The organism is Clostridium sp. BJN0013 (assembly GCF_040939125.1).
Classification (GTDB): Bacteria; Bacillota; Clostridia; order Clostridiales; family Clostridiaceae; genus Clostridium_B.
This window is the reverse complement of sequence record NZ_CP162495.1, coordinates 588,720-612,953: the sequence shown is the minus strand read 5'-3', so window position 1 is coordinate 612,953 and position 24,234 is coordinate 588,720. Positions and strand designations below refer to the sequence as shown.

Annotated in this window: 30 protein-coding genes, 1 tRNA gene and 1 other annotated feature; of the genes, 8 read left to right on the top strand and 23 right to left on the bottom strand. The window is 30.9% G+C overall.

Annotated features, from left to right (window positions below; translation table 11 throughout):
* Positions 1–69 precede the first annotated feature (69 nt).
* The 3 genes from AB3K27_RS03370 to AB3K27_RS03360 form a co-directional block, all read right to left on the bottom strand.
* The gene (locus tag AB3K27_RS03370; RefSeq protein ID WP_368489838.1) at positions 70–1,125 is read right to left on the bottom strand and encodes an ATP-binding protein; all 1,056 of its coding nucleotides are present in this window, start codon (positions 1,123–1,125) and stop codon (positions 70–72) included.
* Complete coding sequence (locus AB3K27_RS03365) at positions 1,104–1,784, bottom strand: response regulator transcription factor (RefSeq protein WP_368489837.1); 681 nt, start codon at positions 1,782–1,784, stop codon at positions 1,104–1,106. The genes AB3K27_RS03370 and AB3K27_RS03365 overlap by 22 nt, the downstream gene beginning before the upstream one ends.
* A gap of 204 nt (positions 1,785–1,988) precedes the next feature.
* Positions 1,989–2,129, bottom strand: a complete 141-nt coding sequence (locus AB3K27_RS03360; protein WP_368489836.1) for a hypothetical protein — start codon at positions 2,127–2,129, stop codon at positions 1,989–1,991.
* Between the two features lie 188 nt (positions 2,130–2,317).
* On the opposite strand from AB3K27_RS03360, the gene AB3K27_RS03355 reads away from it, so the two are divergent.
* A complete protein-coding gene (locus AB3K27_RS03355) occupies positions 2,318–2,470 on the top strand; it encodes a hypothetical protein (RefSeq protein ID WP_368489835.1) in 153 nt (50 codons plus the stop codon).
* A 14-nt stretch (positions 2,471–2,484) separates the two neighbouring features.
* Positions 2,485–3,966, top strand: a complete 1,482-nt coding sequence (locus AB3K27_RS03350; RefSeq protein WP_368489834.1) for a DUF4153 domain-containing protein — start codon at positions 2,485–2,487, stop codon at positions 3,964–3,966.
* A 281-nt stretch (positions 3,967–4,247) separates the two neighbouring features.
* On the opposite strand, the gene fetB is transcribed toward AB3K27_RS03350, so the two are convergent.
* Together fetB and AB3K27_RS03340 are read right to left on the bottom strand one after the other, a co-directional pair.
* Positions 4,248–5,018, bottom strand: a complete 771-nt coding sequence (fetB, locus tag AB3K27_RS03345; protein ID WP_368489833.1) for an iron export ABC transporter permease subunit FetB — start codon at positions 5,016–5,018, stop codon at positions 4,248–4,250.
* Positions 5,006–5,650, bottom strand: a complete 645-nt coding sequence (locus AB3K27_RS03340) for an ATP-binding cassette domain-containing protein (protein WP_368489832.1) — start codon at positions 5,648–5,650, stop codon at positions 5,006–5,008. Before AB3K27_RS03340 ends, fetB begins: the two co-directional genes overlap by 13 nt.
* 212 nt (positions 5,651–5,862) lie before the next feature.
* Here AB3K27_RS03340 and AB3K27_RS03335 point away from each other — a divergent pair, with 212 nt between their 5' ends.
* A complete protein-coding gene (locus AB3K27_RS03335) occupies positions 5,863–6,171 on the top strand; it encodes a PadR family transcriptional regulator (RefSeq protein WP_073540244.1) in 309 nt (102 codons plus the stop codon).
* Positions 6,172–6,260: 89 nt separating this feature from the next.
* Positions 6,261–6,533, top strand: a complete 273-nt coding sequence (locus tag AB3K27_RS03330) for a DUF1294 domain-containing protein (protein WP_368489831.1) — start codon at positions 6,261–6,263, stop codon at positions 6,531–6,533.
* A 7-nt stretch (positions 6,534–6,540) separates the two neighbouring features.
* On the opposite strand, the gene AB3K27_RS03325 is transcribed toward AB3K27_RS03330, so the two are convergent.
* On the bottom strand, positions 6,541–6,984 hold the full coding sequence (locus AB3K27_RS03325; RefSeq protein WP_368489830.1) for a MarR family winged helix-turn-helix transcriptional regulator: 444 nt from the start codon (positions 6,982–6,984) through the stop codon (positions 6,541–6,543).
* A gap of 225 nt (positions 6,985–7,209) precedes the next feature.
* On the opposite strand from AB3K27_RS03325, the gene AB3K27_RS03320 reads away from it, so the two are divergent.
* Together AB3K27_RS03320 and AB3K27_RS03315 are read left to right on the top strand one after the other, a co-directional pair.
* Positions 7,210–8,478 carry a multidrug effflux MFS transporter gene (locus AB3K27_RS03320; protein ID WP_368489829.1) on the top strand — a complete coding sequence of 423 codons (1,269 nt, stop codon included), beginning with the start codon at positions 7,210–7,212 and terminating at the stop codon, positions 8,476–8,478.
* Positions 8,479–8,642: 164 nt separating this feature from the next.
* A complete protein-coding gene (locus AB3K27_RS03315; RefSeq protein ID WP_368489828.1) occupies positions 8,643–9,218 on the top strand; it encodes a phosphatase PAP2 family protein in 576 nt (191 codons plus the stop codon).
* A 98-nt stretch (positions 9,219–9,316) separates the two neighbouring features.
* Here the strand turns inward: AB3K27_RS03315 and AB3K27_RS03310 are convergent, their stop codons facing one another.
* The 10 genes from AB3K27_RS03310 to AB3K27_RS03265 form a co-directional block, all read right to left on the bottom strand.
* Positions 9,317–10,681, bottom strand: a complete 1,365-nt coding sequence (locus AB3K27_RS03310) for an APC family permease (RefSeq protein WP_368489827.1) — start codon at positions 10,679–10,681, stop codon at positions 9,317–9,319.
* A gap of 496 nt (positions 10,682–11,177) precedes the next feature.
* Positions 11,178–11,315, bottom strand: coding sequence for a hypothetical protein (locus AB3K27_RS03305; protein WP_368489826.1), 138 nt, complete (start codon positions 11,313–11,315; stop codon positions 11,178–11,180).
* A 114-nt stretch (positions 11,316–11,429) separates the two neighbouring features.
* Positions 11,430–11,633, bottom strand: a complete 204-nt coding sequence (locus tag AB3K27_RS03300; protein WP_368489825.1) for a hypothetical protein — start codon at positions 11,631–11,633, stop codon at positions 11,430–11,432.
* A 59-nt stretch (positions 11,634–11,692) separates the two neighbouring features.
* Complete coding sequence (locus tag AB3K27_RS03295; protein ID WP_368489824.1) at positions 11,693–12,232, bottom strand: CarD family transcriptional regulator; 540 nt, start codon at positions 12,230–12,232, stop codon at positions 11,693–11,695.
* A 259-nt stretch (positions 12,233–12,491) separates the two neighbouring features.
* Positions 12,492–12,641 carry a hypothetical protein gene (locus AB3K27_RS03290; protein ID WP_368489823.1) on the bottom strand — a complete coding sequence of 50 codons (150 nt, stop codon included), beginning with the start codon at positions 12,639–12,641 and terminating at the stop codon, positions 12,492–12,494.
* A gap of 176 nt (positions 12,642–12,817) precedes the next feature.
* Positions 12,818–13,084, bottom strand: a complete 267-nt coding sequence (locus AB3K27_RS03285; RefSeq protein WP_368489822.1) for a hypothetical protein — start codon at positions 13,082–13,084, stop codon at positions 12,818–12,820.
* Between the two features lie 200 nt (positions 13,085–13,284).
* Positions 13,285–13,761 carry a dihydrofolate reductase gene (locus AB3K27_RS03280; RefSeq protein ID WP_368489821.1) on the bottom strand — a complete coding sequence of 159 codons (477 nt, stop codon included), beginning with the start codon at positions 13,759–13,761 and terminating at the stop codon, positions 13,285–13,287.
* Between the two features lie 18 nt (positions 13,762–13,779).
* Positions 13,780–13,944 (bottom strand): hypothetical protein, encoded by a 165-nt coding sequence (locus tag AB3K27_RS03275; protein WP_368489820.1) that lies wholly within the window; start codon positions 13,942–13,944, stop codon positions 13,780–13,782.
* A gap of 137 nt (positions 13,945–14,081) precedes the next feature.
* Positions 14,082–14,168, bottom strand: a tRNA-Leu gene (locus tag AB3K27_RS03270).
* Between the two features lie 84 nt (positions 14,169–14,252).
* Positions 14,253–15,410: a VanW family protein gene (locus tag AB3K27_RS03265; protein ID WP_368489819.1), complete on the bottom strand. Its 1,158-nt coding sequence runs from the start codon at positions 15,408–15,410 to the stop codon at positions 14,253–14,255.
* A gap of 182 nt (positions 15,411–15,592) precedes the next feature.
* Between AB3K27_RS03265 and AB3K27_RS03260 the strand changes: the two genes are divergently transcribed.
* Entirely contained in the window at positions 15,593–16,825 is a 1,233-nt protein-coding gene (locus AB3K27_RS03260) for a competence/damage-inducible protein A (protein WP_368489818.1), read from the top strand.
* Between the two features lie 48 nt (positions 16,826–16,873).
* Here the strand turns inward: AB3K27_RS03260 and nth are convergent, their stop codons facing one another.
* The 5 genes from nth to AB3K27_RS03235 all read right to left on the bottom strand — a co-directional run bounded on the left by nth (position 16,874) and on the right by AB3K27_RS03235 (position 21,268).
* The gene (gene nth / locus AB3K27_RS03255; protein WP_368489817.1) at positions 16,874–17,533 is read right to left on the bottom strand and encodes an endonuclease III; all 660 of its coding nucleotides are present in this window, start codon (positions 17,531–17,533) and stop codon (positions 16,874–16,876) included.
* A complete protein-coding gene (locus AB3K27_RS03250; RefSeq protein WP_368489816.1) occupies positions 17,530–18,249 on the bottom strand; it encodes a lysophospholipid acyltransferase family protein in 720 nt (239 codons plus the stop codon). The genes nth and AB3K27_RS03250 overlap by 4 nt, the downstream gene beginning before the upstream one ends.
* Before the next feature lie 172 nt (positions 18,250–18,421).
* Positions 18,422–19,015, bottom strand: coding sequence for a serine O-acetyltransferase EpsC (gene epsC / locus AB3K27_RS03245; protein WP_368489815.1), 594 nt, complete (start codon positions 19,013–19,015; stop codon positions 18,422–18,424).
* Positions 19,016–19,071: 56 nt separating this feature from the next.
* The gene (cysK, locus tag AB3K27_RS03240; RefSeq protein ID WP_368489814.1) at positions 19,072–19,983 is read right to left on the bottom strand and encodes a cysteine synthase A; all 912 of its coding nucleotides are present in this window, start codon (positions 19,981–19,983) and stop codon (positions 19,072–19,074) included.
* An 86-nt stretch (positions 19,984–20,069) separates the two neighbouring features.
* Positions 20,070–20,304, bottom strand: a binding site (T-box leader).
* A gap of 136 nt (positions 20,305–20,440) precedes the next feature.
* Entirely contained in the window at positions 20,441–21,268 is an 828-nt protein-coding gene (locus AB3K27_RS03235) for a YihY/virulence factor BrkB family protein (RefSeq protein ID WP_368489813.1), read from the bottom strand.
* A 227-nt stretch (positions 21,269–21,495) separates the two neighbouring features.
* Here AB3K27_RS03235 and AB3K27_RS03230 point away from each other — a divergent pair, with 227 nt between their 5' ends.
* Positions 21,496–22,881, top strand: a complete 1,386-nt coding sequence (locus AB3K27_RS03230) for an Ig-like domain-containing protein (protein WP_368489812.1) — start codon at positions 21,496–21,498, stop codon at positions 22,879–22,881.
* A gap of 233 nt (positions 22,882–23,114) precedes the next feature.
* Here the strand turns inward: AB3K27_RS03230 and AB3K27_RS03225 are convergent, their stop codons facing one another.
* The gene (locus AB3K27_RS03225) at positions 23,115–23,570 is read right to left on the bottom strand and encodes a EutP/PduV family microcompartment system protein (RefSeq protein WP_368489811.1); all 456 of its coding nucleotides are present in this window, start codon (positions 23,568–23,570) and stop codon (positions 23,115–23,117) included.
* Between the two features lie 10 nt (positions 23,571–23,580).
* Entirely contained in the window at positions 23,581–23,958 is a 378-nt protein-coding gene (locus AB3K27_RS03220) for a BMC domain-containing protein (protein ID WP_368489810.1), read from the bottom strand.
* Positions 23,959–24,234 lie beyond the last annotated feature (276 nt).

The window sequence follows — 24,234 nt, the reverse complement described above, 5'->3', positions numbered from 1 at the left end:
CATGAATCTCTCAATTTTAAAATAAAATATCACAGTATTGAGATATTTGTAAAAAGAAAAAAGCAGCTCTTAAAACTGCCCTTCATTAGGAAGAAATACAGAAAAAGTTGAGCCTTTTCCTACTTTAGAAGTTACCTTTATATATCCTCCTTGTCGTGAAATAATCTGGCGGGAAAGATAAAGCCCTATGCCAACCCCATATATATGGTGGACTTCCTCTTCACGGTAAAACCTCTTAAATATATTAGTTACATTCTGTTTTGCAATGCCTTTTCCCGTATCACTAATATCAATTTTTGTATACATCTCCCACCGAGTTACTTCAACAGAAATCTTTCCTCCTTTTTCTGTATACTTTACTGCATTGTCTAAAATATTAAAGAGAGCTTCGGCTGTCCATTTTCTATCATGAAATACTTTAATATGAGGATCACAATTTATTGTTACTTCAATATTTTTCTTTTCTGCCGGAAGGACAATACTGCTTAAAGCCAGAGCCAGGGTATCATACAATGGTATAGATTTAATATAAAGTGTGATAGCTCCTGTTTCCAATCTAGACATTTTCACCAAAGACTGCATTAAAAAATCCAACTTATTAATTTGGGTTTCCATAACCAACAAAAATTCCCTTCGCTTTTCAGCGGGAAGCTGTGACTGAAGCAGGGTAGAATTATACATTTTAAGGTTTGCCACAGGGGTTTTTACTTGATGTGAAATATCTGAAACCATTTCCTGTATGGCTTGTTTTTCATTTTTATTTCTACTGCTGTTTTCCCTCATAATCTTATAAAGGCGTCTTAACTTTACATGAATTTTAGCAATTAAATCTTCAGATTCCATATGGAAGGCAATTTCTTCTTTTCCATTCATTACATCGTCAATACATTCACTTATTGAATCAGAAAAATCAACTACTTTTTTTCTCACAAGTAAAATAAATATAAACGCCAATATAACAAAAGATATAATAAATAAAAATGCAATAAGCCTCATAATCCAGTGTTGAAAATAGAAAAATACAGCTGTAATAAAACATACTCCCAGTGTAAAAAATGAAATGCCAATTCCCCTATAGATATTATCTATAGACACTTTCTCTTTCAGCATTTTTCGTTTATCCACATATACCCCATACCATAAACTGTTTTTATGTATTTTCTATTTTCACTTTCAATTTTCCCTCGGAGACGATTAATATTAACAGTAAGGGCATGTTCATCAACAAAATTTCCATGACAGTCCCATAACTTTTCAAGCAATACTTGTCTTGTAAGTACTTTATTAGGATTTTCTATGAATACCTTCAACATTTTATATTCCGTAGGGGTCAATGTAATATATTTTCCTTCCAGAGTTGCTGTAAACCTATTAAAATCCAGAATAAAACTGCCCTGTGTATAAATATTTTCTCCCCATTGTTTATCACACCGCCTTAAAATAGCTGCTACTTTTTTTCTGAAGATATTGATATTAAAAGGCTTTGTAATATAATCCTCAGCACCTAGTTCAAAACCTTTCATAACATCTTCTTCCATATCACGGGCAGTTAAAAATATCACAGGAACATCTCTTCGAGATTTTATTTTTTTGCAAAAATTAAAGCCACTGCCTTCAGGCAAATTTATATCTAATACAATTAAATCAAAGTCCGTATCTCTTATATCCTCCTCTGCAGAGGGCATATTATATGCAGGAATGGCTTCATAGTTATCTAATTGAAGGTTATAACACAGCCCAGAATTTAGCATAATATCATCTTCAACAACAAGGATTCGCTTCACTAAAATCACTCCTCTTGGATAAATCTTTTAAACACATAGTAACCTTAATTAATTTTACTGTCAAACCATAATATTGTGCTTAAGTTTAATATTTCTTTTTCAAAAAACGTTTTTATGAAATTTTCAATTATACATCAAAGTTGGTAAACAGTCATGCCCAATTTGTTTCAGTAGAAAAGTAGGATTATTCTTTAACATAACTTTCTACCTTTTAATAAGATAATATATTACTACAGCAGGTAAAAATAATAGTAATATATATGGCAGGATAATACTTCCTGCAAAGCCCACTATTACCACAATAATACGACATTTACTTGATTTATAAAAATTTATTATGTTCATAGAAACTACCTCCAGTAAGAATATATATTTAGTATAAATGAAATTGTATCCAATATAAATAAAAAGTCAATAAGGTTTCCTTTGTAAATTTCAATAATTATTTATTGAAAAACAATAAATAATTATTGAAATTATTAAGAGGATGTAGTATGATGAAATTACAAAATTGTAAATGGAGGCAGTGATTTATGAAAGAGAACAAATATAATTCTATGGCCAGATTTTTAATAATTGTATTAAATGTGCTTATTGCCTTTGGGGTATTAACCTTTATAAGTTTAATTATAAGTACATTAACTTCAGGGGATATTGGGGCAGTAAATAGAAAATATGAGGAATAAAAGGAGGAGGCAAAATGGAAGTTAATAAAACTTTAGAAACTAAAACTAAGGATGAACTATACCGTATGCTATTTTCACTGCTGCTTGGAATTACATTTGACAAATTATTTTTTGACAAGGCCCCTGGCATATCCTACCCCATATTTATAGGACTGTGTATTGGATTTTTCCTATGGTCCATAAGAGATAGGATAATAATGAAAAAAAGCTTTGGCTGGTTTTTACTTATACCAATAGCCCTGCTGTCCCTCGGCTTTGCAGTTCATACAGAGAACATATTTTATTTATTAAATTTTTTAGCGGTTCCAATTCTTATGATTGCAAGCTCAATTTTAATAGTGAATCCAAGGCTTAAATGGGATAAAGCTAGCTTTGTAGCTGAAATGTTAAGAAAAGGAATAGCAAATGTGCTTAATAATATCACCAAACCCTTTACAATTTTAAAGGCTTCAATAAAAATGGGAAGAACTGTTCAAATGGAGGAAGGAAAAAAGCAGATATTGATTGGCATACTTATTTCCTTGCCTTTACTTGTGATTTTAATGATACTTTTAAGCTCTGCAGATATGGTTTTTGGCTACTACTTTGCTAACCTGACAGAAATTTTTAATAATATAAATATAGAAGAGTTTGTACCACATGCCATAATCATTTTAGTTATAGCCTTCTATTTATTTGGTTATGTTTGGGGCTTTAAAAGTGAGGAAAAAGCAATTGAGAAGGACTTGGATGCCCCTGCTGTGAGCTGGGAGGCGGTTACAATAATAACCGTATTGGCTGCTTTAAATATACTGTATCTGATTTTCACAATAATTCAATTTTCTTATCTTTATGGTGGAGATAATATAACACTACCAGCTGATTTTACCTATGCAGAATATGCTAGAAAAGGCTTTTTTGAGCTAACCGCAGTTACCTTTATCAATTTTATAATAGTGCTGGGCTGCCAGAAATATATAAAAAAAGATAATAAAAAGCTTTTAAATGTAGCAAATCTTCTTTTAACTGTGCTTGTAGTATTTACCTTAAATATGCTTTTTTCTGCTAACTTTAAACTTACTTTGTATGAGGCTGCCTTTGGGTATACTTTTTTAAGGGTATCGGTGCATTTATTTATGCTGCTGCTTTTCATACTGTGCCTGGTTGTGGCTGCTGGTATTTGGTACAGAAAAATTCCTATAGTAAAAAGCATAATTGTGATAACAATAATTATGTATACAATAATAAATTATCTTAATATAGATGGGTTTATAGCGAGAAAAAATATAGAGCGCTATAATGAAACTGGCAAGCTGGATGCTTATTATTTGACTTCATTGTCTTTTGAAGCCGTTCCTTATTTGATTGAACTGAGGGATAAGGGCGACAGCCATATAAAAATGGTTATTGATAAAAATTTGAAATATAGAAAAGAAGTGCTTGATAAGCAAAATTCATGGACTGAATTTAATTTTAGTAAAAACAAAACTAGAAAATTATTAAACCAAGGGAGCTAAAGCCTTGGTTTTCTATATATTCAGCAAAACAGGTCATAATGTCTATCAATGATATTGTATCTTTAGGGAAACTCATATTTGTTTAAAGTATATATCAGGGTTATTATCCTATAAGCTAAAGCCTTTATATTTCTTTACATAGTAATTTAATATAATTGATTTAAAATTCCTTTCAACCTTTCACCATTCATTATAAAAGTTAATAGAGAAGTCTTCCTGCAGCATGGTAAGCAAATTTAGTTTCCATATTAAAGACATATACGGGATTGCTTACTTTTTTATTATAACAATTGTTTTCTATTATTATATAAAGATTTATAGCCTAAATTTAATGATAAAAACACTGTTATGCAAACAGAAGTACAGATTGCAATCATAATAGCTATTTGGTACATAATTGCTGTGGTAGGTAACGTGCCAGATAATATTTGTCCTGTCATCATTCCAGGCAAAAATATTATTCCCATTCCTACCATGGAATTTAGTGTGGGAATCAATGCGGTTTCTAAAGCATTATTAGCAAAGGGTTTCAAAATATCTTTAGGCTCTACTCCTAAATTAAGTAGAGTATTAATTCTATTTTTTTCTTTATTTACAGAATCCATAAAGGTTTTTATTCCAATATTTATTCCAGTCATAGCATTTCCAATTATCATACCAGCTAAAGGTATGCTGTATTGAGGATTAAATATAGATTCGTTAACCACTACAGTCATAAAGAAAAACAAAATAAAAATCCCTGAAAATGTTAAAGAAATTCCTATTGCAATCTTAAAATTATAATTTAGGTCCTTTCTGCTTTTAATTACTCTATTAACAGCAAATGCTATCATAAGTATAAGAAAAATAACAGTAAACAAAGGCTTTGGATTACTAAATATATATTGAAGTATATACCCTACAATTACCAGTTGAACTGACATTCTTAAACTTGCAGCTAAAAGAAGTTTTGTTTGATTAACTTTCGATTTTTTCATTATTAATAGCACTATAATTAGTAGCAAATAAATAAACAAAAACTGAAAAATACCCAGTGAAACTACTCCTTCCAAATTTTGTCCTCCTTAACTATTTCAATTTTATTTTCACAAAACTCCCCAACAATATTTTTATCATGACTTACAATTACAATATCAATATTTTTTTCCTTACAAAAATTTATTACATTTTTCATTATTTTATAGCTATTTTTTTCATCTAGTGCTGAAGTCGGCTCGTCCAACAATATAACCTTTGGATATAATGATAAAAAAATGGATATATAGATTCTTTGACGCTCTCCACCAGAAAGGCTAGATGCATTTTGATCTAAAGAAATATTTACAGAGCAAAGTCTGGTAATATAACTGACATAATCTTTCTCAGGCACAGGTAATTGCCTCATGGAGTAAAAGATTTTAAAATTATCTAAAATACTCTCATCAAAGAGAAAAACTTCTTGAGAAACCAGACTTACCTCACGTCTTAAAGCAATGGGGTCATATTCTTCTATTGTCTTACCGTTATACAATAATTCTCCAGATACCGGACTTATGGAATGATTCAGCAGCTTTAAAAAAGTACTTTTACCACTGCCGCTCTCCCCAACAATAAAATTAATTTTATTCTTTTCAATTTTAACACTATCATAAGTTAAATTAGCTTTATAAATAAGGTTACTGGCCTGAAATAATGGTTTATTCATTATATTTCCTTCCTTTATTTACATATACAAGTCACGGATGCCAGGAATACTTATATCTCTTTCAAGCTAAGTCCCATCCTTGACTGCAGTATATCTAATTGATAAAATAATATCATAGATAACGAAAATTAATATCTGAATCAGATATCTGGATTAGATATCGAACTACGATATCTGAATTATAAATTAAGGATATCACAGGAGGAATTTAAATGCAAGATCAAATTATGAGAAAATTATTTTTGGGATTTATTCATGTTCATATATTACATCATGCCAAAGAAGAACCTTTTTATGGGGCGTGGATGATAGAAGAACTCAAGGAACACGGATATGAAATCAGTGCGGGTACACTATATCCTATACTTCACACCCTGGAGAAAAATGGTGTTTTGAAAGTTGAAGATAAAAATGTTGAGGGAAAGATAAGAAAATATTATTCAATCACTGAGTTTGGAGAAGAGGTTCTTAAAGAAGCCAAAGCAAAAGCATACGAATTATTTAAAGAAATAAAAGATTAAACCTATTTTATTTTTACAGAAATTGTACTCCCATTATTTACTCATATAATATATTTACCACTTAAGAAAGGACAAGAGGGCTTTAAGTTATGAAAATATTTTTATATTATATTCTACTTATAAATATATATGGCTTTGTATTAATGTATATTGATAAAAACAAATCCAAAAAAGGCAAATGGAGAATACCTGAAAACAAGCTTTTTATTACAGCTATTTTATTTGGAAGCTTGGGTATATTTTTAGGTATGTATGCTTTCAGGCATAAGACCAAGCATCCAAAATTTATTATAGGTATTCCTGCTATTATCATATTACAGCTATTTTTATATTTTAAATATCTAAATAATCTGCTGCCATAAATAATTACTAGAAAATCTTATTTATTACTGTATAAAGCTGATTTAAAGCCTTATTTAGGAGAAACAGATCTTCTTTATCAAGGCCTTCTATTTTTGTTTTAATGCTGCTGATTATATCTTTTTGCAGATTATCAAGAAACTCAATACCAGAGGAAGTAATTTTTATCTTTACTATTCTTCTGTCTTTACAATCATGTTCCCTACAGACCCAGTTACTGGCAATAAGCTTATCAATAATAGGTGTTAACTGGGGTTTTGCAATTCTAATTTCCTCCGCAAGTTCTGTCATTGTAAATGAATGTTTTTCAGATAAAATAGACATGACATGAATTGCTAGAGGACTTACTAAATGTCGTGCTTGCTGTTCAAAGGGTCTTATAAGTTTTCTGTCAAGGGTAGGTAATAAAGTAGATAAATTTTTTGCCACCTGATTTATATCAACTTCTTTCATTTGAGTAACCTCCTAAATATCTATAATCATTGACAATTCCCATATAAGTCAGTATAATAAAATAGTTAATATTTATTAAATATATATATATATTAATAATTTATAAACTCTACATAATTAGTACACCAACTAGTATATCACAGACCCTTTTCAATATCTATAAAGGGTCTGAAGTGTATTTATACACATTTAAATGTTATTTAAAATATTATCAGGAGGGAAAAAATGAGTGAAAAAGGGTATGAAAATACAAACCAGACAAATAATCAAAAGTATTTAGGGAAAAAAGGTCTTATTGCCTTTATAGCATTAATGAATATGTTTATTCCTCTCTCTACGGATTTATATCTGCCTGCTTTACCCAAAATGAGTTCATATTTTGGAAGCAGTATTTCAGTAACTAATTTGACACTAACTGCTTTTTTCTTCTTTTATGCACTGGGCATTTTAATCTGGGGTCCTATAAGTGATAAGTATGGTCGCAAACCCGTTCTTATAGTGGGAAGTATTATATACATTATAAGCAGCAGTTTTTGTGCCCTATCTTCAAATGTTTATTTTCTTATTTTTTCGAGAATTGCACAAGGCATAGGAGCAGGAGGCATTACTTCAGTTTCTATTGCCATAATTAAAGACTACTTTTCAGGAAAAGAACGAGAATCCATCCTGGCAATAGTACAATCACTATCAGGTATAGCACCTATGGTGGCACCAATTATAGGTGCCTGGATTTTAAAAATTTCCACCTGGAGGGGTTCCTTCTGGATTCTGACTGCAATTAGTATTTTAAATTTATTACTGACTTTTTTATATGAAGAAACTCTGAAAGACAATGAAAGATACATGGGAACATTGGCAGAATCCATAAAACGTTTATTAGTAGTAGGAAAAAATAAAGCTTTTTTAATCCCGGCCATTATATTTTCACTAAGCGCACTGCCATTTATGGGGTATATAGCTATTTCATCTTATATTTATGTTGATTATTTTGGTCTCAGCGAACAAGTTTACAGCTATTTTTTTGCAGCTAACGCATTAATATCTATTATAGGTCCAATTATATATGTAAAATATTTAAATACTATTGATAAAAAAATCTTTGCTTCAGGTTGTTTTGGATTGAGTGTTCTAAGCGGTATTTTAATAATAACTGTAGGAAAACTATCTCCTGTATTTTTCCTTTTATCTTTTATGATTATATCTTTAATAGGTACTGCTATTCGTCCCTTCAGTACCAACATTTTATTGGAACAGCAGAATGGAGATACAGGATCCGCCTCTTCACTAATCAATACCTTGTTTACTGTATTTGGCAGTGCAGGAATGTTATTAGCTTCTATTTCCTATAAAAATATAGTTGTGGGATTAGGAGGTTTGGTTACATTATTTTCAGCTATAGCACTTATAGGATGGTATGGATTTATAAAATCAAACATTCCTTGTATAGGGGTAAAACAACCGAATTATGAATTAAATAAAAATACTGTAAATTAAATTTTTATACTATAAAAAACTGGGGATTAGATTAAATTCTATTCCCAGTTTCATTTTTTACATAATTATAAACGCTTCTTAATCCAATTCTAATGTTTAAATCTCCAATATATGATAGGATAATAATGAGAATTTAATTAACTTTTACAAAGGGGTATCTTTCTATGGGTTTCAACATATTAAAAGCAATATATGTATTTGATAATTATATTTTATTTCTTATAAAAAAATATATGCAGAATAAATATTTAGATGCTGTAATGCGTGTGATAACTACTACAGGTAATTTAGGTACAATTTGGATAATAATGGCCCTTTTATTAATAGTAAATAAACCTTACAGGGAAATTGGTATTTTAGTAATATTAACTCTAATTGCAAGTACCATTTTGGGAGAAGGGATTATAAAAAATATAGTAAAACGAAACAGACCTTTTTACAGGAGACCTAATTTAAACTTGCTCATAACAAAACCTAAATCTTACTCTTTTCCTTCAGGACACACTTTATCATCTTTCGCTGCAGCACATACCCTGTCTGTATATTTTCTGCAGTATAAATTTATATTTATTGCAATAGCACTTTTGATAGCCTTATCAAGAGTATATCTATACGTTCATTATCCTACGGATATTATATCCGGAACCATACTTGGTATACTATGCTCAAAATTAGTACTTATTATTTTTAAAAAAGAATACATTGCAGATATTATAGGCATCTGCCAGGGCATATTCTAAAAACAACGGGAGTAAAGATTGAAGCTTAAATATTTACTCCCTGCTATTTTAAAACTTGATATAAAACTTTTAAATTTATTTATTAAACTTAAATCCTGCTATATCAATTGACCTTTGGAACTTTTTTCAGAGAAATTACTTCCTATAATCATAATAACTGCAAAAACAATAAGATAATAAACCACAGACATACCATGAGCCAGATAAGCGGCTACCACCATGAATACACAACCTATAATAGAAAGTGCAGGCATTATAAATCGCTTAAATGTACTTAAATCTTTTTCTTTCTTCATTAACATGAAAAAGATTGGAATATATGCAGCATAGAGAGTTATTATAGGAAGTTCCGATGTATCAAAACAAAATACTCCAAACCAAGGTGTAGTGAGATTTGCACCATAAAAATAAAGCAGCCAAAATCCACAGAGGAGTAATCCAAATACAGAAGAGTTAGTTGGCATATCAGTAATTGAATCTACCTGTTTAAAAATATCAGGCCTTGGACCTGCATTTCTAATAGCCAGTGAATACAATCCCCTGCTACATCCCAGCATAAGCCCATTTAACGTGCCAAGACAGGATATAATAACAAATACAAAGACTAAAGCTCCCCCTGCTGAACCAAAAATATTCTGAAAAGCTAGTTTTGCACCTGCTTCACCGCTTTTCATCAGTGTTTCTGTAGTAACCACACCCGCAAGTCCTATATAATAAAAAATATACACCGCCACCACTATAAAGGCTCCTATCATAAGTGCTTTTGGCAAATTTTTTTTAGAATCTTTAATCTCCGAGTTTATTGAAGTGGCAATAATCCATCCTTCATAGGCAAAAGCAACTGCTACCACAGAAGCAAACAAGCCTCCTCCTACACTGACACTAGAATCCACTGCATGAGAAAAATTACTCACAGTCATACCATTTGATAATCCAATTATAGTACCTATAACCGCCATCAACAAAAGGGGTATAAGTTTAATAACCGTAGTAGCCACCTGAAATTTTCCCGCAACAACAGGAGATAGTGCGTTCATTGCAAAACTGGCAACAAGATAAAAACACGCAATAGTCATACAGGCTCCCCCTGTAATATCCCATCCAATAAGCACACAGGTATATCTTGCAGATACCCAAGCCAATACAGATGTAATGGTGGGTTGATAAATAACTGCTATAAACCAACCTACATAATATCCATATTTTTTACCTACCGCCGCCTCGGCATAATCTACCACACCGTTAACCTTTTCATATTTTGTAGCCATTGTAGCAAAAGAATAAGAACATACAATCATAATTAGACCTACAATACCCCATGCCGCAATTCCAAGGGGCATATTTCCTCCAGTAGCTTTAAGTACCGCCTCTGCCTTGAAAAAAACTCCACTTCCTATAACGATGCCCACTACCATGGCAACTGCTGTAAATAATCCATATTTCTTTTTCAATCCCATTTCCATTTTTTCAATCCCCTTATAATTTTCTCTTAATCATTATTAAATAATTCTAAAATTCAGGTGGAATTTTCTCATGGAGAATGCTTTTCTCCATCTGAATCTTAGAAGAGCTTATCCCCCACTTTGAAGAAACTTGGGGTGTCAACTAACTTCAGCCTTTGGATAAATAATTGCTGAAATTGAGGTCAAAGTTTATATGGCTTATACTTGTCCTCAAATATCCCTCATAAGAATTTAATGAATAACTTAAAAAATTCTATAACTACTGAAATCACAGAGCCTTTCCTGCCTGATTGATATATGTATACATTTGACTTTAAATAAACATTTCAGGCAAAAAACAGAATACATTTACATTATTTCGACAAAAAATAGTATATCATTTCTTTGTTGGGTTTACAACCAAAAACCATACTGTGACTATTTTTATCTATATAACTTAAGGGGAAATAAAATAAGGTTCAGATAGAGTATGACAAACTCCACCTGAACCCTAAAATCATTTGATTCCGGCACCATCCAAATAACTTTTATCTAACAAGTCACTTACCTTTACATCTTTTCTAACTGTATTCTTTTCTCTTAAACTTTTAATAGTAGAAGAAGGTAAGATTAGTTTGAATGATTTAATAAACAAGCCTTTAATATAAGTTAATATAATACGGCTATTAACTGTGCAAAGGTCAGCAAATCAATAGCATACTCTCCCTCGTACCATTATTTCCCTTATAATCTTTTTTTAGTACGGATTTTAATTGACTTTTTGCAGTTTTTCGAGTTTCCTTATCATTATTAAAATTTCAGAACATAGAAGTAACTGCACCATAAGCGTTGAATAGTCCTCGACTTTACCCATGGAGACTTCCAAAATCACCAATATTTCACTATACAAAAAGTCTTTCGCCTTTTTGCCATATGCCATTCCTGATGGTATGAGCGCCTCTCCTGTTTGCAAAGATATACCAAACTTAAATTACTTTGACCCATTCTATTTCATCATACTTAGTCAAGTCTTCATATGACTCCCTGCGAACCTTGTCCCTGCCCTTTTCTCATCAACCTTAATTGTTCTAAGATAAATGGGAGAACCTGTTCACACTTTATGTGAAGCACATAGGCAAACTCATCATAAATCATCCTTTCCGCGTCCTTCATAAAACGTTCATCGGAAACGTGCAGTTTTCTCCCTTTTTCCCTTTGCATCTTCTGATGTAGATACAAAGTTTTAATCAGTCTTACAAGTGCCGTTCTATCTCCGCTGGTGAGGATCGCACTGTATTTTTCCCTGCGAAGGGTTTCGTTGTCAATCCAGACTGTGCTTTCGCTAGGGATGGCTTTGATAAGTGCATAAATCTCCTCGGTGGAAAGAATACGGCGCATTTTGGCGACTAATTTCTCACTATGAACTGGAATAAATATAGTAGAGTTACTATCATAAACAGGCTTTAATACATAATATTCACGGCGTTTTCCTTCAATTTCTTTTTCTGTAATATCTATAATTTTACATACACCCTGTATTCCATACAGTATGATATCATTTATTCTGTACACGAATTTCTCCCCCTTCCATTCTATTCTTTCTACAGTATTTTCTTGTTATTATAAAATATATCAATTTTTTCTCTGTTTATCTTCCACTTTGGATAAGATAAAAATGTTAGCTAATTGGCTATTGCCAGATATAAAAAACGTGCAGTTTGCTGCAACCGGACTTACGTTCCGCTAAGCAAACTACACGTTGAGCTATATAAATTATAACATAATTTTTTTAAAAAATGTAATAGGTAATTTTTTGTATAAAATTATCTTACTACCATAAAACAAAGAAATGCAAGTTATTTATATGATAAAAAAAACATCCAAAATATTCTCCTCGAACATCAATTATATCAAGTACATTTCTATCTATATGACATCTGAAATAGTCCGTTTTACAAAAGCTAGGTTTTACCATTTTCATTACCTTGTATTTTTTTGAAAGTAATTCCATATCTCTTTTTAATATAGAATTTATTAAATTATTATACAAATCATTAATTTCATTTTTCTTTCGAAAACATATTTTTTTAATTCTTTCAATTTTAAGTTTATATTTTTCATTAAATTACGATCCTCTTTCATATAGCATAATTATATTTAATCTTTTAAAATTTCCATTATCTCTTTTAGTTTATAATACTGATAAAACTCTTTTCCTTTTTTATCAATTATTTTTAAATGTTTATTAACCATAGTTTCAATTATAGACATATCTTCTAAATATTTTTTATAGGAACAAGTACATTCTACTGAAGTATTTTTGTATTTACATTTTACTCTTAAAGTATTATCCCACCTAAAAACATGACATTGAATTTCTTCATCATTGTATTTTACATAATATGGAAAATCATCATATTTCATAAAATCACCCCTTAATTATTAACAATTTATATGTTATAAAGTTATTGTGATTATCTAAGATTTTTCCTTAAGTGTATATTTTTATTTTATCTATTATTGTAATATTCCACAGAATAATTAAATATCCTTCTATTTACACAAATAATATTGTAAATTACCATTGTTCAAATATCTTAGATTTACAATTAATAAACCCTACCCTACTTTCTTTTTCTCTCATAAGTATAATATGTATATGGTATTTCACCCTCAATTCTTTCTTCATAGGTTTTTACAAAATCATCTTTATCAATTTGAGGGAAATAGATATTACCATCTATTATTTTATCAATTACAGTAAGGTATATTTTATCTGAATAAGGCAACGCCTCTTTGTATACTTGCCCTCCGCCAGCAACAAATACTTCATCTTCGCCTTTAACTAAATCAAATGCTTCAGACAAAGATTTTACAGTTGTACAATTATCAGCTATTATATTTACAGTATTTGAAATAATAATTGTCTTTCTATTTGGCAATGGTTTTCCTATCTCTTGAAAAGATTTTCTACCCATAATTATTGTTTTTCTAGTAGTTAGCTCTTTAAATCTCTTCTGTTCGCCTTTTACCTTCCAGGGTATTATTCCATTATTACCTATAACATTATTTTCTGACACTGCCACTATTAATGAAATCATAATTAAACTTCCCCAATCTTAATTCACTGTAACATTAGTATTAATTACATCATTATAATATTTTATAGTAGTTGATCTTAAATTCCTTACTTTACAATAAAAAATAAATTTATCAAATCCTTTATCAATACCATTCTTTTTTAACTCAATTTTATTTTGCATATCTTCACCTTTTACTTTCAAATTTACAAATATACAAAATAAAAACCCCTCACTAATTCTATTAAAAATTTTCAAAGAATCTTATAGGGGGTTTCTTGATATTTTTAATAAATTATAAAAAAATAAAACCCCATGAAGTATTGAATTCACGAGGATTATGGTGCGGATAACAGGACTTGAACCTGCATGAAGTTACCCTCACTAGAACCTGAATCTAGCGCGTCTGCCAATTCCGCCATATCCGCAAAATTACTTAGATATTATATCATACTTTTTTAATTAAGTTAATATATAAGTTCTATTTTTATTAAAATATATAAATCCATTTATCAATTTACTACATCAGAATTTGAATACAAATTAAATACTATATTTCCTCCTGAAGTATATCCTTCTATATATATAGGATATTTAAAGTCATTTCTAAACTTATAATCTATGTTTCCATAATCTACAGTAGCATCCATACCTTCTTTTACATAGTGTACTGGAAGGGTGTGATGTGTTCTTTCCACAGAAGGAAGTCCTGCATTATTGACTGCATTATAAAGCGTAGAAGACACCTGACATATTCCCCCTCCTAATCCTGCCTCCAGCTTATCTCCAATAATAACAGGAGCTGCTTGATACCCTTTAGCCGCAGTTCTTTCCCCCACAACTCCATTAAAACTAAAAGTGTCTCCAGGCATTACTATATATCCATTTATACTTCCCGTAGCAAGCCCTATGTTATTTGCTCTCTCAGAAGAAGATATACTTCCATAGTTTGTACTAAAGCTTGATATTAATGTATCAACACTTTCTAACTCTTCTGCCTTTATTGAGGCTTCTATAGACTTAAGCTCTGCCTTCACACTTAAATTTTTACCTACACTACCATCTATTTTAGAAGTCAACTCCTTTTTCAGTGCCTCTTTATTTAATTCAATTCCATTTTGATCAGGATTTATTATAAAACCTACACTTCCCATTTTCAAAGATGCATTTATAGGATCTAAGTTAATCTGTTTTTCAATATCATCTATAAATGTTTCTACAGGTTTTTCATTATAAGTAAATTTTAATGTGTAATTTACAGGGTCAGGTGAATTTAAAATTTTATATTTTTTAAATATGTTAGTATCCTTTCCATAGGAATAAGCCTGATTTACCACTTCACTTACATTATACTTTGCGCTGAGATTTGAATAAGATAATTCATATTCTTTATCTTCAGCAATTACAATAATTTTCTTATTTTGTATCTCGTCTGAATAGGCGGCTTTTACTATATTTTCAGCTTCTGTCTTGGTTTTTCCAGAAAGATCTATATTGTTTATAGAAACCTTAGGATAAATTAAATTATCCCAGTATTTTATATCATTATAATGATATACTATGAATCCACAACTTATGCTTATAAAGATAGCTAAAGCACATATAATTGCCACTGACAATCTTTTTCTTAATACTAGTTTTGACTTTTTTGACTGAGCTCTTCTACTCATTTTGACCACCTCTTTATTTCCACATAATTATTATACTATACAGTTATAATTTTGGATATGTAAAAAGTATTATTTTAATTATATTATTCCCTAAAAATAGACATAATTTTATGATATTATAAAACTATAACAGTTTAATTAAAAAATTGTTTAAATACTTAAAATACGGAGGTAGTTAAGCCATGAAATCTGAAATATTATGTGTAGGCACCGAAATTTTATTGGGAGATATAGTAAATACAAACTCTCAATTTATTTCTAAAGAATTGGCAAATTTAGGCATAGAAGTATACCACCAATCTGTAGTAGGAGATAATCCCGAAAGACTTTTAGATGAATTTAAGATTGGATTTGAAAGATCTGACATTATAATTACTACAGGAGGCCTTGGCCCTACCCAGGACGATTTAACCAAAGAAACCGGTGCTAAATTTTTTAACAGAGAACTTGTATTAGATGAAAAGTCTTTAAAAGACCTAAAAGAACATTTCAATAGAATGGGAAAATCCTATTCAGATGGCAATAATATAAAGCAGGCTTATTTTCCAAAAGGTTCTATGGTATTTCCAAATCCTCATGGCACGGCTCCAGGATGTGCTATTGAAGATAAAGGTAAGATTTTAATAGTTCTACCAGGTCCCCCAAGAGAAACAAAACCTATGTTTAAAAACTATGTAATACCACTTTTAAAAAAATATAGTAATGGTATAATAAAATCTAAAACACTTAGAATATATGGACTTGGAGAAAGTGTTATGGCAGAAAAGGTATCACACTTTATAGAAAATAGCACAAATCCTACTGTAGCTCCCTACGCTAAAGCAGAGGACATAATACTTAGAATTACTGCAAGAGCAGCAACAGAAGAAGAAGCCTCAAATCTCATAAAACCTGTAGAAATTGAACTTAGGAAAATTCTCGGAGTAAATGTATATGGAGAAGATGATGTAAAAATGGAAGATGTGCTAGGCAAATTACTTGTAGATAAAGGATATACTCTATCTTCCGCAGAATCCTGTACCGGTGGATTAATTGCCTCAAAGCTTATAAATTATCCTGGTATATCCAAAGTATTCAAAGAAGGTGTGGTAGCTTATAGTAATGAAGCTAAAATTAATAGACTTGGAGTAAAAGAAGATACTTTAGATAAATATGGTGCTGTAAGCCCTGAAGTTGCAAAAGAAATGGCTGTTGGTATAGCCAGAACTTCCAATACGGACATAGGCATATCTACCACAGGTATTGCAGGGCCTGATGGTGGAACTCCTGAAAAACCTATAGGCCTTGTATATTTGGGACTTTATAATAGAGGTGATATTAAAGTGAAAGAACTTCACCATGCAGGAACAAGAGATATGATAAGAAAAAGAACCACTATGAACGCTCTTGACTGGATAAGACGACAAATATTATAGATATATTTCAGATTTTAGGTATCTGAAAATAAATAACAGGATAACCAGTTATTTATTTTTAGATACCTTTTCATATTTTTCAGGATAATTAAAATATTGACACCAAGGTACTAAAGGGCAGTTTTCACAGTCTGGCTTTCTAGACTTACATATAAGCCGTCCATGCCATATCAGGTAGTGGTGAGCATCACTCCACATAGATTCAGGTATATTTTTCATAAGTTCTTTTTCTACCTTATCTGGTGTATTACCTGTTGCAATACCAAGCCTGTTAGATACTCTAAAAACATGGGTATCCACAGCAATAGCCGGTATGCCAAAGGCATTCGATAAAACTACATTTGCAGTTTTCCTTCCCACTCCTGATAATTTGGTCAGCTCTTCCATAGTTTTTGGAACTTGACCCTTGTAATTCTCCAAAATTACCCTACTAGTTTCTAATATATGTTTGCTCTTACTTCTGAAAAAGCCACAACTTTTTATTTTTTCTCCCAATTCTTCCTCTGTTAAAGAAAGCATTTTTTCAGGAGTGTTATATTGCTTATAAAGTTCATGAGTAACTTTATTTACTCTAACATCTGTACATTGAGCTGATAATATGGTTGATACCAAAAGTTCATAGGGAGATTTAAAATTCAATGCACATTTTGCCTGAGGATATGTCTCACTTAGTGTTTTTAATATATTGTCTATATTTTCTCTATTCAAATTTTATCACCTTCATCTAGACTATAAACTCCTCTATATTTTTCAGGCAGTAATTCAGATATTTTAAACATAAAAAAATCTGCTGTCCTATCCTCATAATCATGTTTGTTTTCACCTTTTTCTCTAATTGGGATATCTATTTGTGATCCTATATTTACATAAACCTCTGCATTATGAAAATTTTCTAATGCCATATCCCTGCTGCTTATAGGTAAAAGCTTTTCAGTGCCATAAATACCAACAGGTACAATTGAAGCTTTAGTTAATTTTTGTATTAAAACTACGCCTTTTCTAGCCTTTCCCATAGCTCCTGTTCTACTTCTCGTTCCCTCTGGAAATATAAGTATACTTTCCCCTGCTTTTAAAGTTTTTACGATTTTGGATATAGCCTCCTTATCTGCACTATTAGGCTTTATGCTTATAGTTCTAGTGATACTCATTCCTAATTGAGTTAAAGGATTTTGGTTAAGTTTTGCTCCTGCTACAAAAGTTAAACTTTCTGATTTAAGTACACTGCTTAATACAAGTGCATCTGAATTACTAAGATGATTGCAAATAAATATTGCAGGTTTTTTCACCTTATTTAAATTCTCAATACCTCCTACCTTTATATCTGCATATTTTTCTAAATAACCAAATAACACTCTCTCTGAAATATAACTTACCCATCTTTTAGGAAGATATCCTATCAATTTAGCCATCCATGGAGAAATCATAGATAAAATCACCTTTCCTTTCACATTGCCTTATGTTTTTAAAATTAAATGCTGCTATAATAAATTATAATTTTAAAAGCTGGAAAAGTCTATCACTATAATAATTTTAAAAAATTAAGAAAAGACAATAATGACATTGTCTTTTCTGTATCTATGGAATTATAATTAAAAATTATATAACCATTTCATTGTATATTTTTCTTTTTTTACCTGCATAGTCTTTTATTTCTATAACCTGGGCGATGGGTTTATATATAGTTCTTGTCGGTACTCCTACCGCAGTACAATTTGAAGGTACATCTTTCAATACAACTGCATTTGCACCTATTTTTACATTATCTCCTACAACTATTGGTCCAAGCAATTTGGCTCCACTGCCTATAAATACATTGTTTCCAACAGTAGGATGCCTCTTACCTGTATCCTTACCAGTTCCTCCTAATGTCACCCCATGATATAGAGTCACATTATCTCCTACTTCCGCAGTTTCACCTATTACAACTCCCATTCCATGATCTATAAATAATCCTTTGCCTATTTTAGCTCCAGGATGTATTTCTATACCAGTTAAACTTCTAGCAACCTGTGATATAAGACGGGCAATAAAAAAACATTTTCTCTTGTAGAAAAAGTGGGCTATTCTATACCATATCAATGCATGTATAAAAGGATACAGTAAGAATACTTCCAATGGATTTCTAGCAGCAGGATCATTTTTCATGGCATTTTTAATATCGTAAGCCAATAATTTAAATGGATTCTTCATCACTATCTCCCCTCTTAAAGTTTTTTAGATTAAATCCCTTTTTACCCTGTTGTAAGCTAATCATATAGTCCCATAGACAAATATTTTTCTCCTCCATCAGGTGCCACTGTTACCACATTTTTACCCTTTCCAAGTTCTTCAGCTACTTGTATTGCTGCAGCTATATTGGCACCTGAAGATATTCCAACTAATATTCCTTCTTCTTTTCCCATAAGCCTAGCATATTTAAAGGCTGTCTCATCTGTTATGGTAATTATTTTATCTACCAGCTCTGATTTATATATATCCGGTACAAATCCTGCACCTATGCCTTGTATTTTATGTGCTCCGGTTTGACCTCCCGATAAAACTGGTGAAGATGCTGGTTCTACTGCAATAATTTTTACATTCTTATCGCGTCCCTTTAAATTTTCTCCTACCCCTACAAGCGTTCCAGCTGTGCCAACTCCTGCTACAAATGCATCTACATGTTGTAAATCCTCTAATATTTCTTCTGCAGTAGTTTCATAATGTTTTTTAGGGTTTGCTTTATTTATAAACTGCTGTGGTATATAATATCCTCTTTTATTTTTAGCAATTTCATAAGCTTTTTCTATAGCACCCTTCATACCTTTAGTACCATCTGTTAAAACCAATTCTGCTCCATATGCCTTTATCATATTTCTTCTCTCTACACTCATGGTTTCAGGCATAACAATTATAACTTTATAGCCTTTCAATTTCCCTATCATAGCAAGGGCTATCCCTGTATTACCACTGGTAGGCTCAACTATGGTTCCCCCTTTTTCTATAAGACCATTTTTTTCTGCTTCTTCAATCATTCCAAGGGCAGCTCTATCTTTAATACTTCCACCTGGATTATATTTTTCAAGCTTAACGTATATTTCAGCTGAATCTTTATTTTTAAAATTATCCAATTTAAATAAAGGTGTAGCTCCTATCATATCTATAGCATTATTAAATATCATTTTTTATTCCTCCCGATATAATAAATTTTAATATTTTAGTAAAATGTTTTGAATTTTAACATAAAAAAAACTCCCTCTCTATACTTTATAGAGACGAAGTATTACTCCGTGGTTCCACTCTTTTTAGATCTTCTGACCTCACTCATCAAACACAACACTATGTTCTATCACTATAACGGGTGAACCCGATACAACCTACTATTAGTTCGGCCAATAACTCCAAAGAGCACTTCATTTAAATTCCATTTAGAAACCTTTCAGCCTACAGTTCCCTCTCTACAAAACTTCCTTTAAACTACTTTTCTTTTTCAAAGTATTTCTGACTATTTCACTATAATTTATATATTTATATTATACAACTACCTAAGTTTTTGTCAATGTTTTTTTAATATTTTATTGTAAAATATTAAATATATTTCATAATGTATCCGGACTTAAATTCATGTGTAAAATGAAGCTATTTTCTCCTATGTATAGATAATACAGAATTGATTTCTCCTCCCAAGATAGTTATAACAGATAATATAAAAAGCCATGTCATAAGTATTATGGCCGCCCCTATACTTCCATATATTATAGAATAATTAGCGAAATTATTTATATAAAACCCAAACCCTATAGATGCTATTACAATACCAGCAGTGGAAAAAAATGCTCCCGACATTACTTCCCTCCATCTAAGTTTTATGTTAGGAGTGTAGCGATATACTGCTGCAAAAATAAATGTAGTTGAAAAAAGAATCATTAAATATCTAAACATATTCCATATAAAATTAAATTCTTCAGAAAGCCCCAAATTAAATGCTAGAAAACTACCAATAATTCGCCCGAATACCAGCAGCAATATGGTAATTATTATTATAACCGTTATTCCCAGCGTACATAACATGGATATGGTATAAATTTTTAGTACAGATCGGCTTTCTTTTTTATTATAGGCCTTATTAAGCCCCTTTATCACTGAATGAAATCCTCCTGATGAAGACCATATGGTAAGAGCCAAACTACTAAATAATAATTTTATATCTCTTGTATTAGTTATTCTTATTATGGTAGTTTTTATCAACTGTAATATATTTTCAGGCAATATATAACTTAGACTACTGAGTATATCACTACTGCTTATATCACTATACCCTATGATACTTATAATAAATATTAAAAAGGGAAAAAAAGAAAATATCAAGCTATAAGCCAATTGGGAGGCTAGTGCCAATACATCATCCTCTATAAATCTAAAGATAAATGCTTTCAATTTATTAAATGATAATGAATTTTTTTTCACATATACACCTCCATGAACCCATACAAATATCATCATATAACAAACTCTGCCTGGATTTAAGCCAGATTTTATATTTTAAAATTATATTTATATTATATTATATTATCATTATATTATTATAATTTTTTATTTCAGTATGTTAAATTATAAATAAATGTATTGAAATATTTTTTAAAACAATTAAACTTAACTGTGAAGATATTTTATATAAAGAAAGGAGGATAAAAGTGAAAAAGTTTATCAAGAATTTTGTAATATTGTGTATAGTTTATGTAATTACCCAGGGTTTTTATTATAAAATTGTACTTGCAGCAAACAACGAGGACAACCCTTCCTCAATTTCTTACAGTACTCCTGATAAAACTACTTTAGAACAAGATAAAAATTCTGATGATTTATCAGAAAATGACAATGTAGATACACAAAATCAAACTGATACTGAATTAAATGAAGAAATCTCAACTCAGGATACTACATCTAAAACTGACACATATTATGATGAAGATTCATCAGTTAATAATACATATGGTGAAAGTATTACCCAAAACAATATTGCACAAAAAAACAATGCATCCAATAATGAAAATGAAGATGTTAATTATAATACACTGATTAAATATGATATATCTTTAAATAAAAAATGGAAAATATTGTTTAATCAGCCAGTGGATATCGACTCTTTAAAGGATAATATAAAATTAGTTGATGAAAATAATACAGAAATTCCTATAACTTTATCTCTAGAAGATAATGGCACCTCAGTTATTATAACTCCTAAAAATACTTATAGTGCCGAAACAGAATATACCTTAACTTTGGGAAAAGATATAGTATCTACGTACAATAGAAAACTTAAAAATCCCACTATAGTAGAATTCAAAACATCACCTTCTATAGTATCTATTGATGATATAACTGTAACTATCGATCAAGAAGATGAATACAGCTTACCTACAGAAGTAACCTCTAAAATGTCAAATGATTCAACTGCTTCCGTAGGTGTATCTTGGGACAAATCCATAGATAGAACAAGTATCCCTGGTAATTATACCTACACAGGTACAGTAGATGGTTATGACAAAGCAGTAACACTAAATTTAACTATAAAACCTTTTGAACCTGTAGAATCTATTTCAAATGAATATAGAACTCAATCTACAATTGGGACAAACCTCTATAATTACCTTATGAACTACGATAATAGACAATCTGTTTTAAACAGGGCAGTTGAACTTCATAATGGAATCACCAGTAACAACTGTGTGTATTTTGCCAGCGAAGCACTTCGCAGGGCAGGACTAACTGACCTTCCAAATTATGTGGCAAATACCGTTACACTTACATCACAACTAAGAAGCAGAGGATGGGAGACTTCTACAGACCTGTCTATGCTTTTACCAGGAGATATATGTTTTACCACTTCTTATGGATATGGTCCAACTCATACCTATACATTTATGGGATGGGTTAGTACAGACAACTATGATTATGATTATGCTTATGTCTGTGATAACCAAGGTTATGATTATGGATGTAATGACTATCACAAAAGAAATATAAGCTTTGCTACACCGACCAAGGATGCTTTATCTTACTTTATGTATTTAACTTAAAAATAAAAAGAACCTAAATAACTAGGTTCTCAGAGTGTGAACTTTGTTCACACTCTATTATTTTAAATATAACAGTAAATAACAATGAAAGCACTTCCTGGAAAGGATATTGGTAATAATAACCTTCGGATAAAATAATTATGCTATCAATTGTAGACGTTCTCATTAAAGCTCCAACTTTAATACCTTAACTTAGTGTAGGAATCCTAACTTTCAACAGATAGCGTCTAATATCAGTTATTTAGCACATCGTTATTATCCCTATCCTCTTTAAGGTGATTTAAAACCTTATCTATTCCTTCTCTGGTATAAGAACTTACACGGAAAATTGTTTTACAACCTGCAAGACTCAGCCACTCCTCTGCTCGTTTAGCATCACCATCAGGCCTATCTATTTGTGTTACTATGCCAATGACTTCTCTATTTACATAAGGTGCAATATTAGGTGGAAATATAGAATAAGGTTCTATGGCACTAAGCAATAACCCTACCACATCTGCCTCATAGGAATATATAGCAAGTGCACTTCCTAAAGACCTGTTTTCTGCATATTCTCCTGGGGTATCAATAACTGCATCATGATAATTAATATATTGAGTTTTATGATAGACTATATCTTTTCCCCTTAAAGCCTGGGTCAGTGTAGTTTTTCCACATCCACTTCTACCAAATAAGATTATTTTCCTCATACGTCCTCACCTACGTTCTTGTTATTTCACATACTGTAAAAAGGAGCTTGTCCCTACAATAATCCACTACTGCTTTCATAGCAGATTCAACATCTGCAACTCCTCCTGTTATAATAAGTGTCCCACTGAATCTATCTACAAAACCGATATCTATATCAGCAGCTTTAGAAGCAATATCTCCTGTAATGATTGCAGTTTCGCTTGGAGTCATACATATAATTCCAATAGCTGCCTTACCATAATCAATAGTAGGATTTAATCCTAATTTTTTATATATAATATCATCAGGACTGGCGATTATGTGTGCAATCGTGATTTGCTTACCCGGAACAGTTTCCTGGATAATTCTCACTTTGCCTTCTTGTGCCAGTATATTTTGTAAATCCATGTCACAATCTCCTTTTCGACTTTTTCGATATTGATTTAAGTTAATAATACGCCACTAATGTGCATTTGTCAACTGTTCAGAGGAAGTTATGCCAGGATAAACAGGTAAAATTTGTAGCTATATAAGCAAAATTAGGTTTTATTAAATTTCCATATATTTTAATATATCTATAGAATTTCTTGAACAGATATATACAATTTTATATACTGGTATTTTTACAATGGTATTTCAAAAGATATATTCTTAAATTGCAAAAATACACCTTTGTATTATACA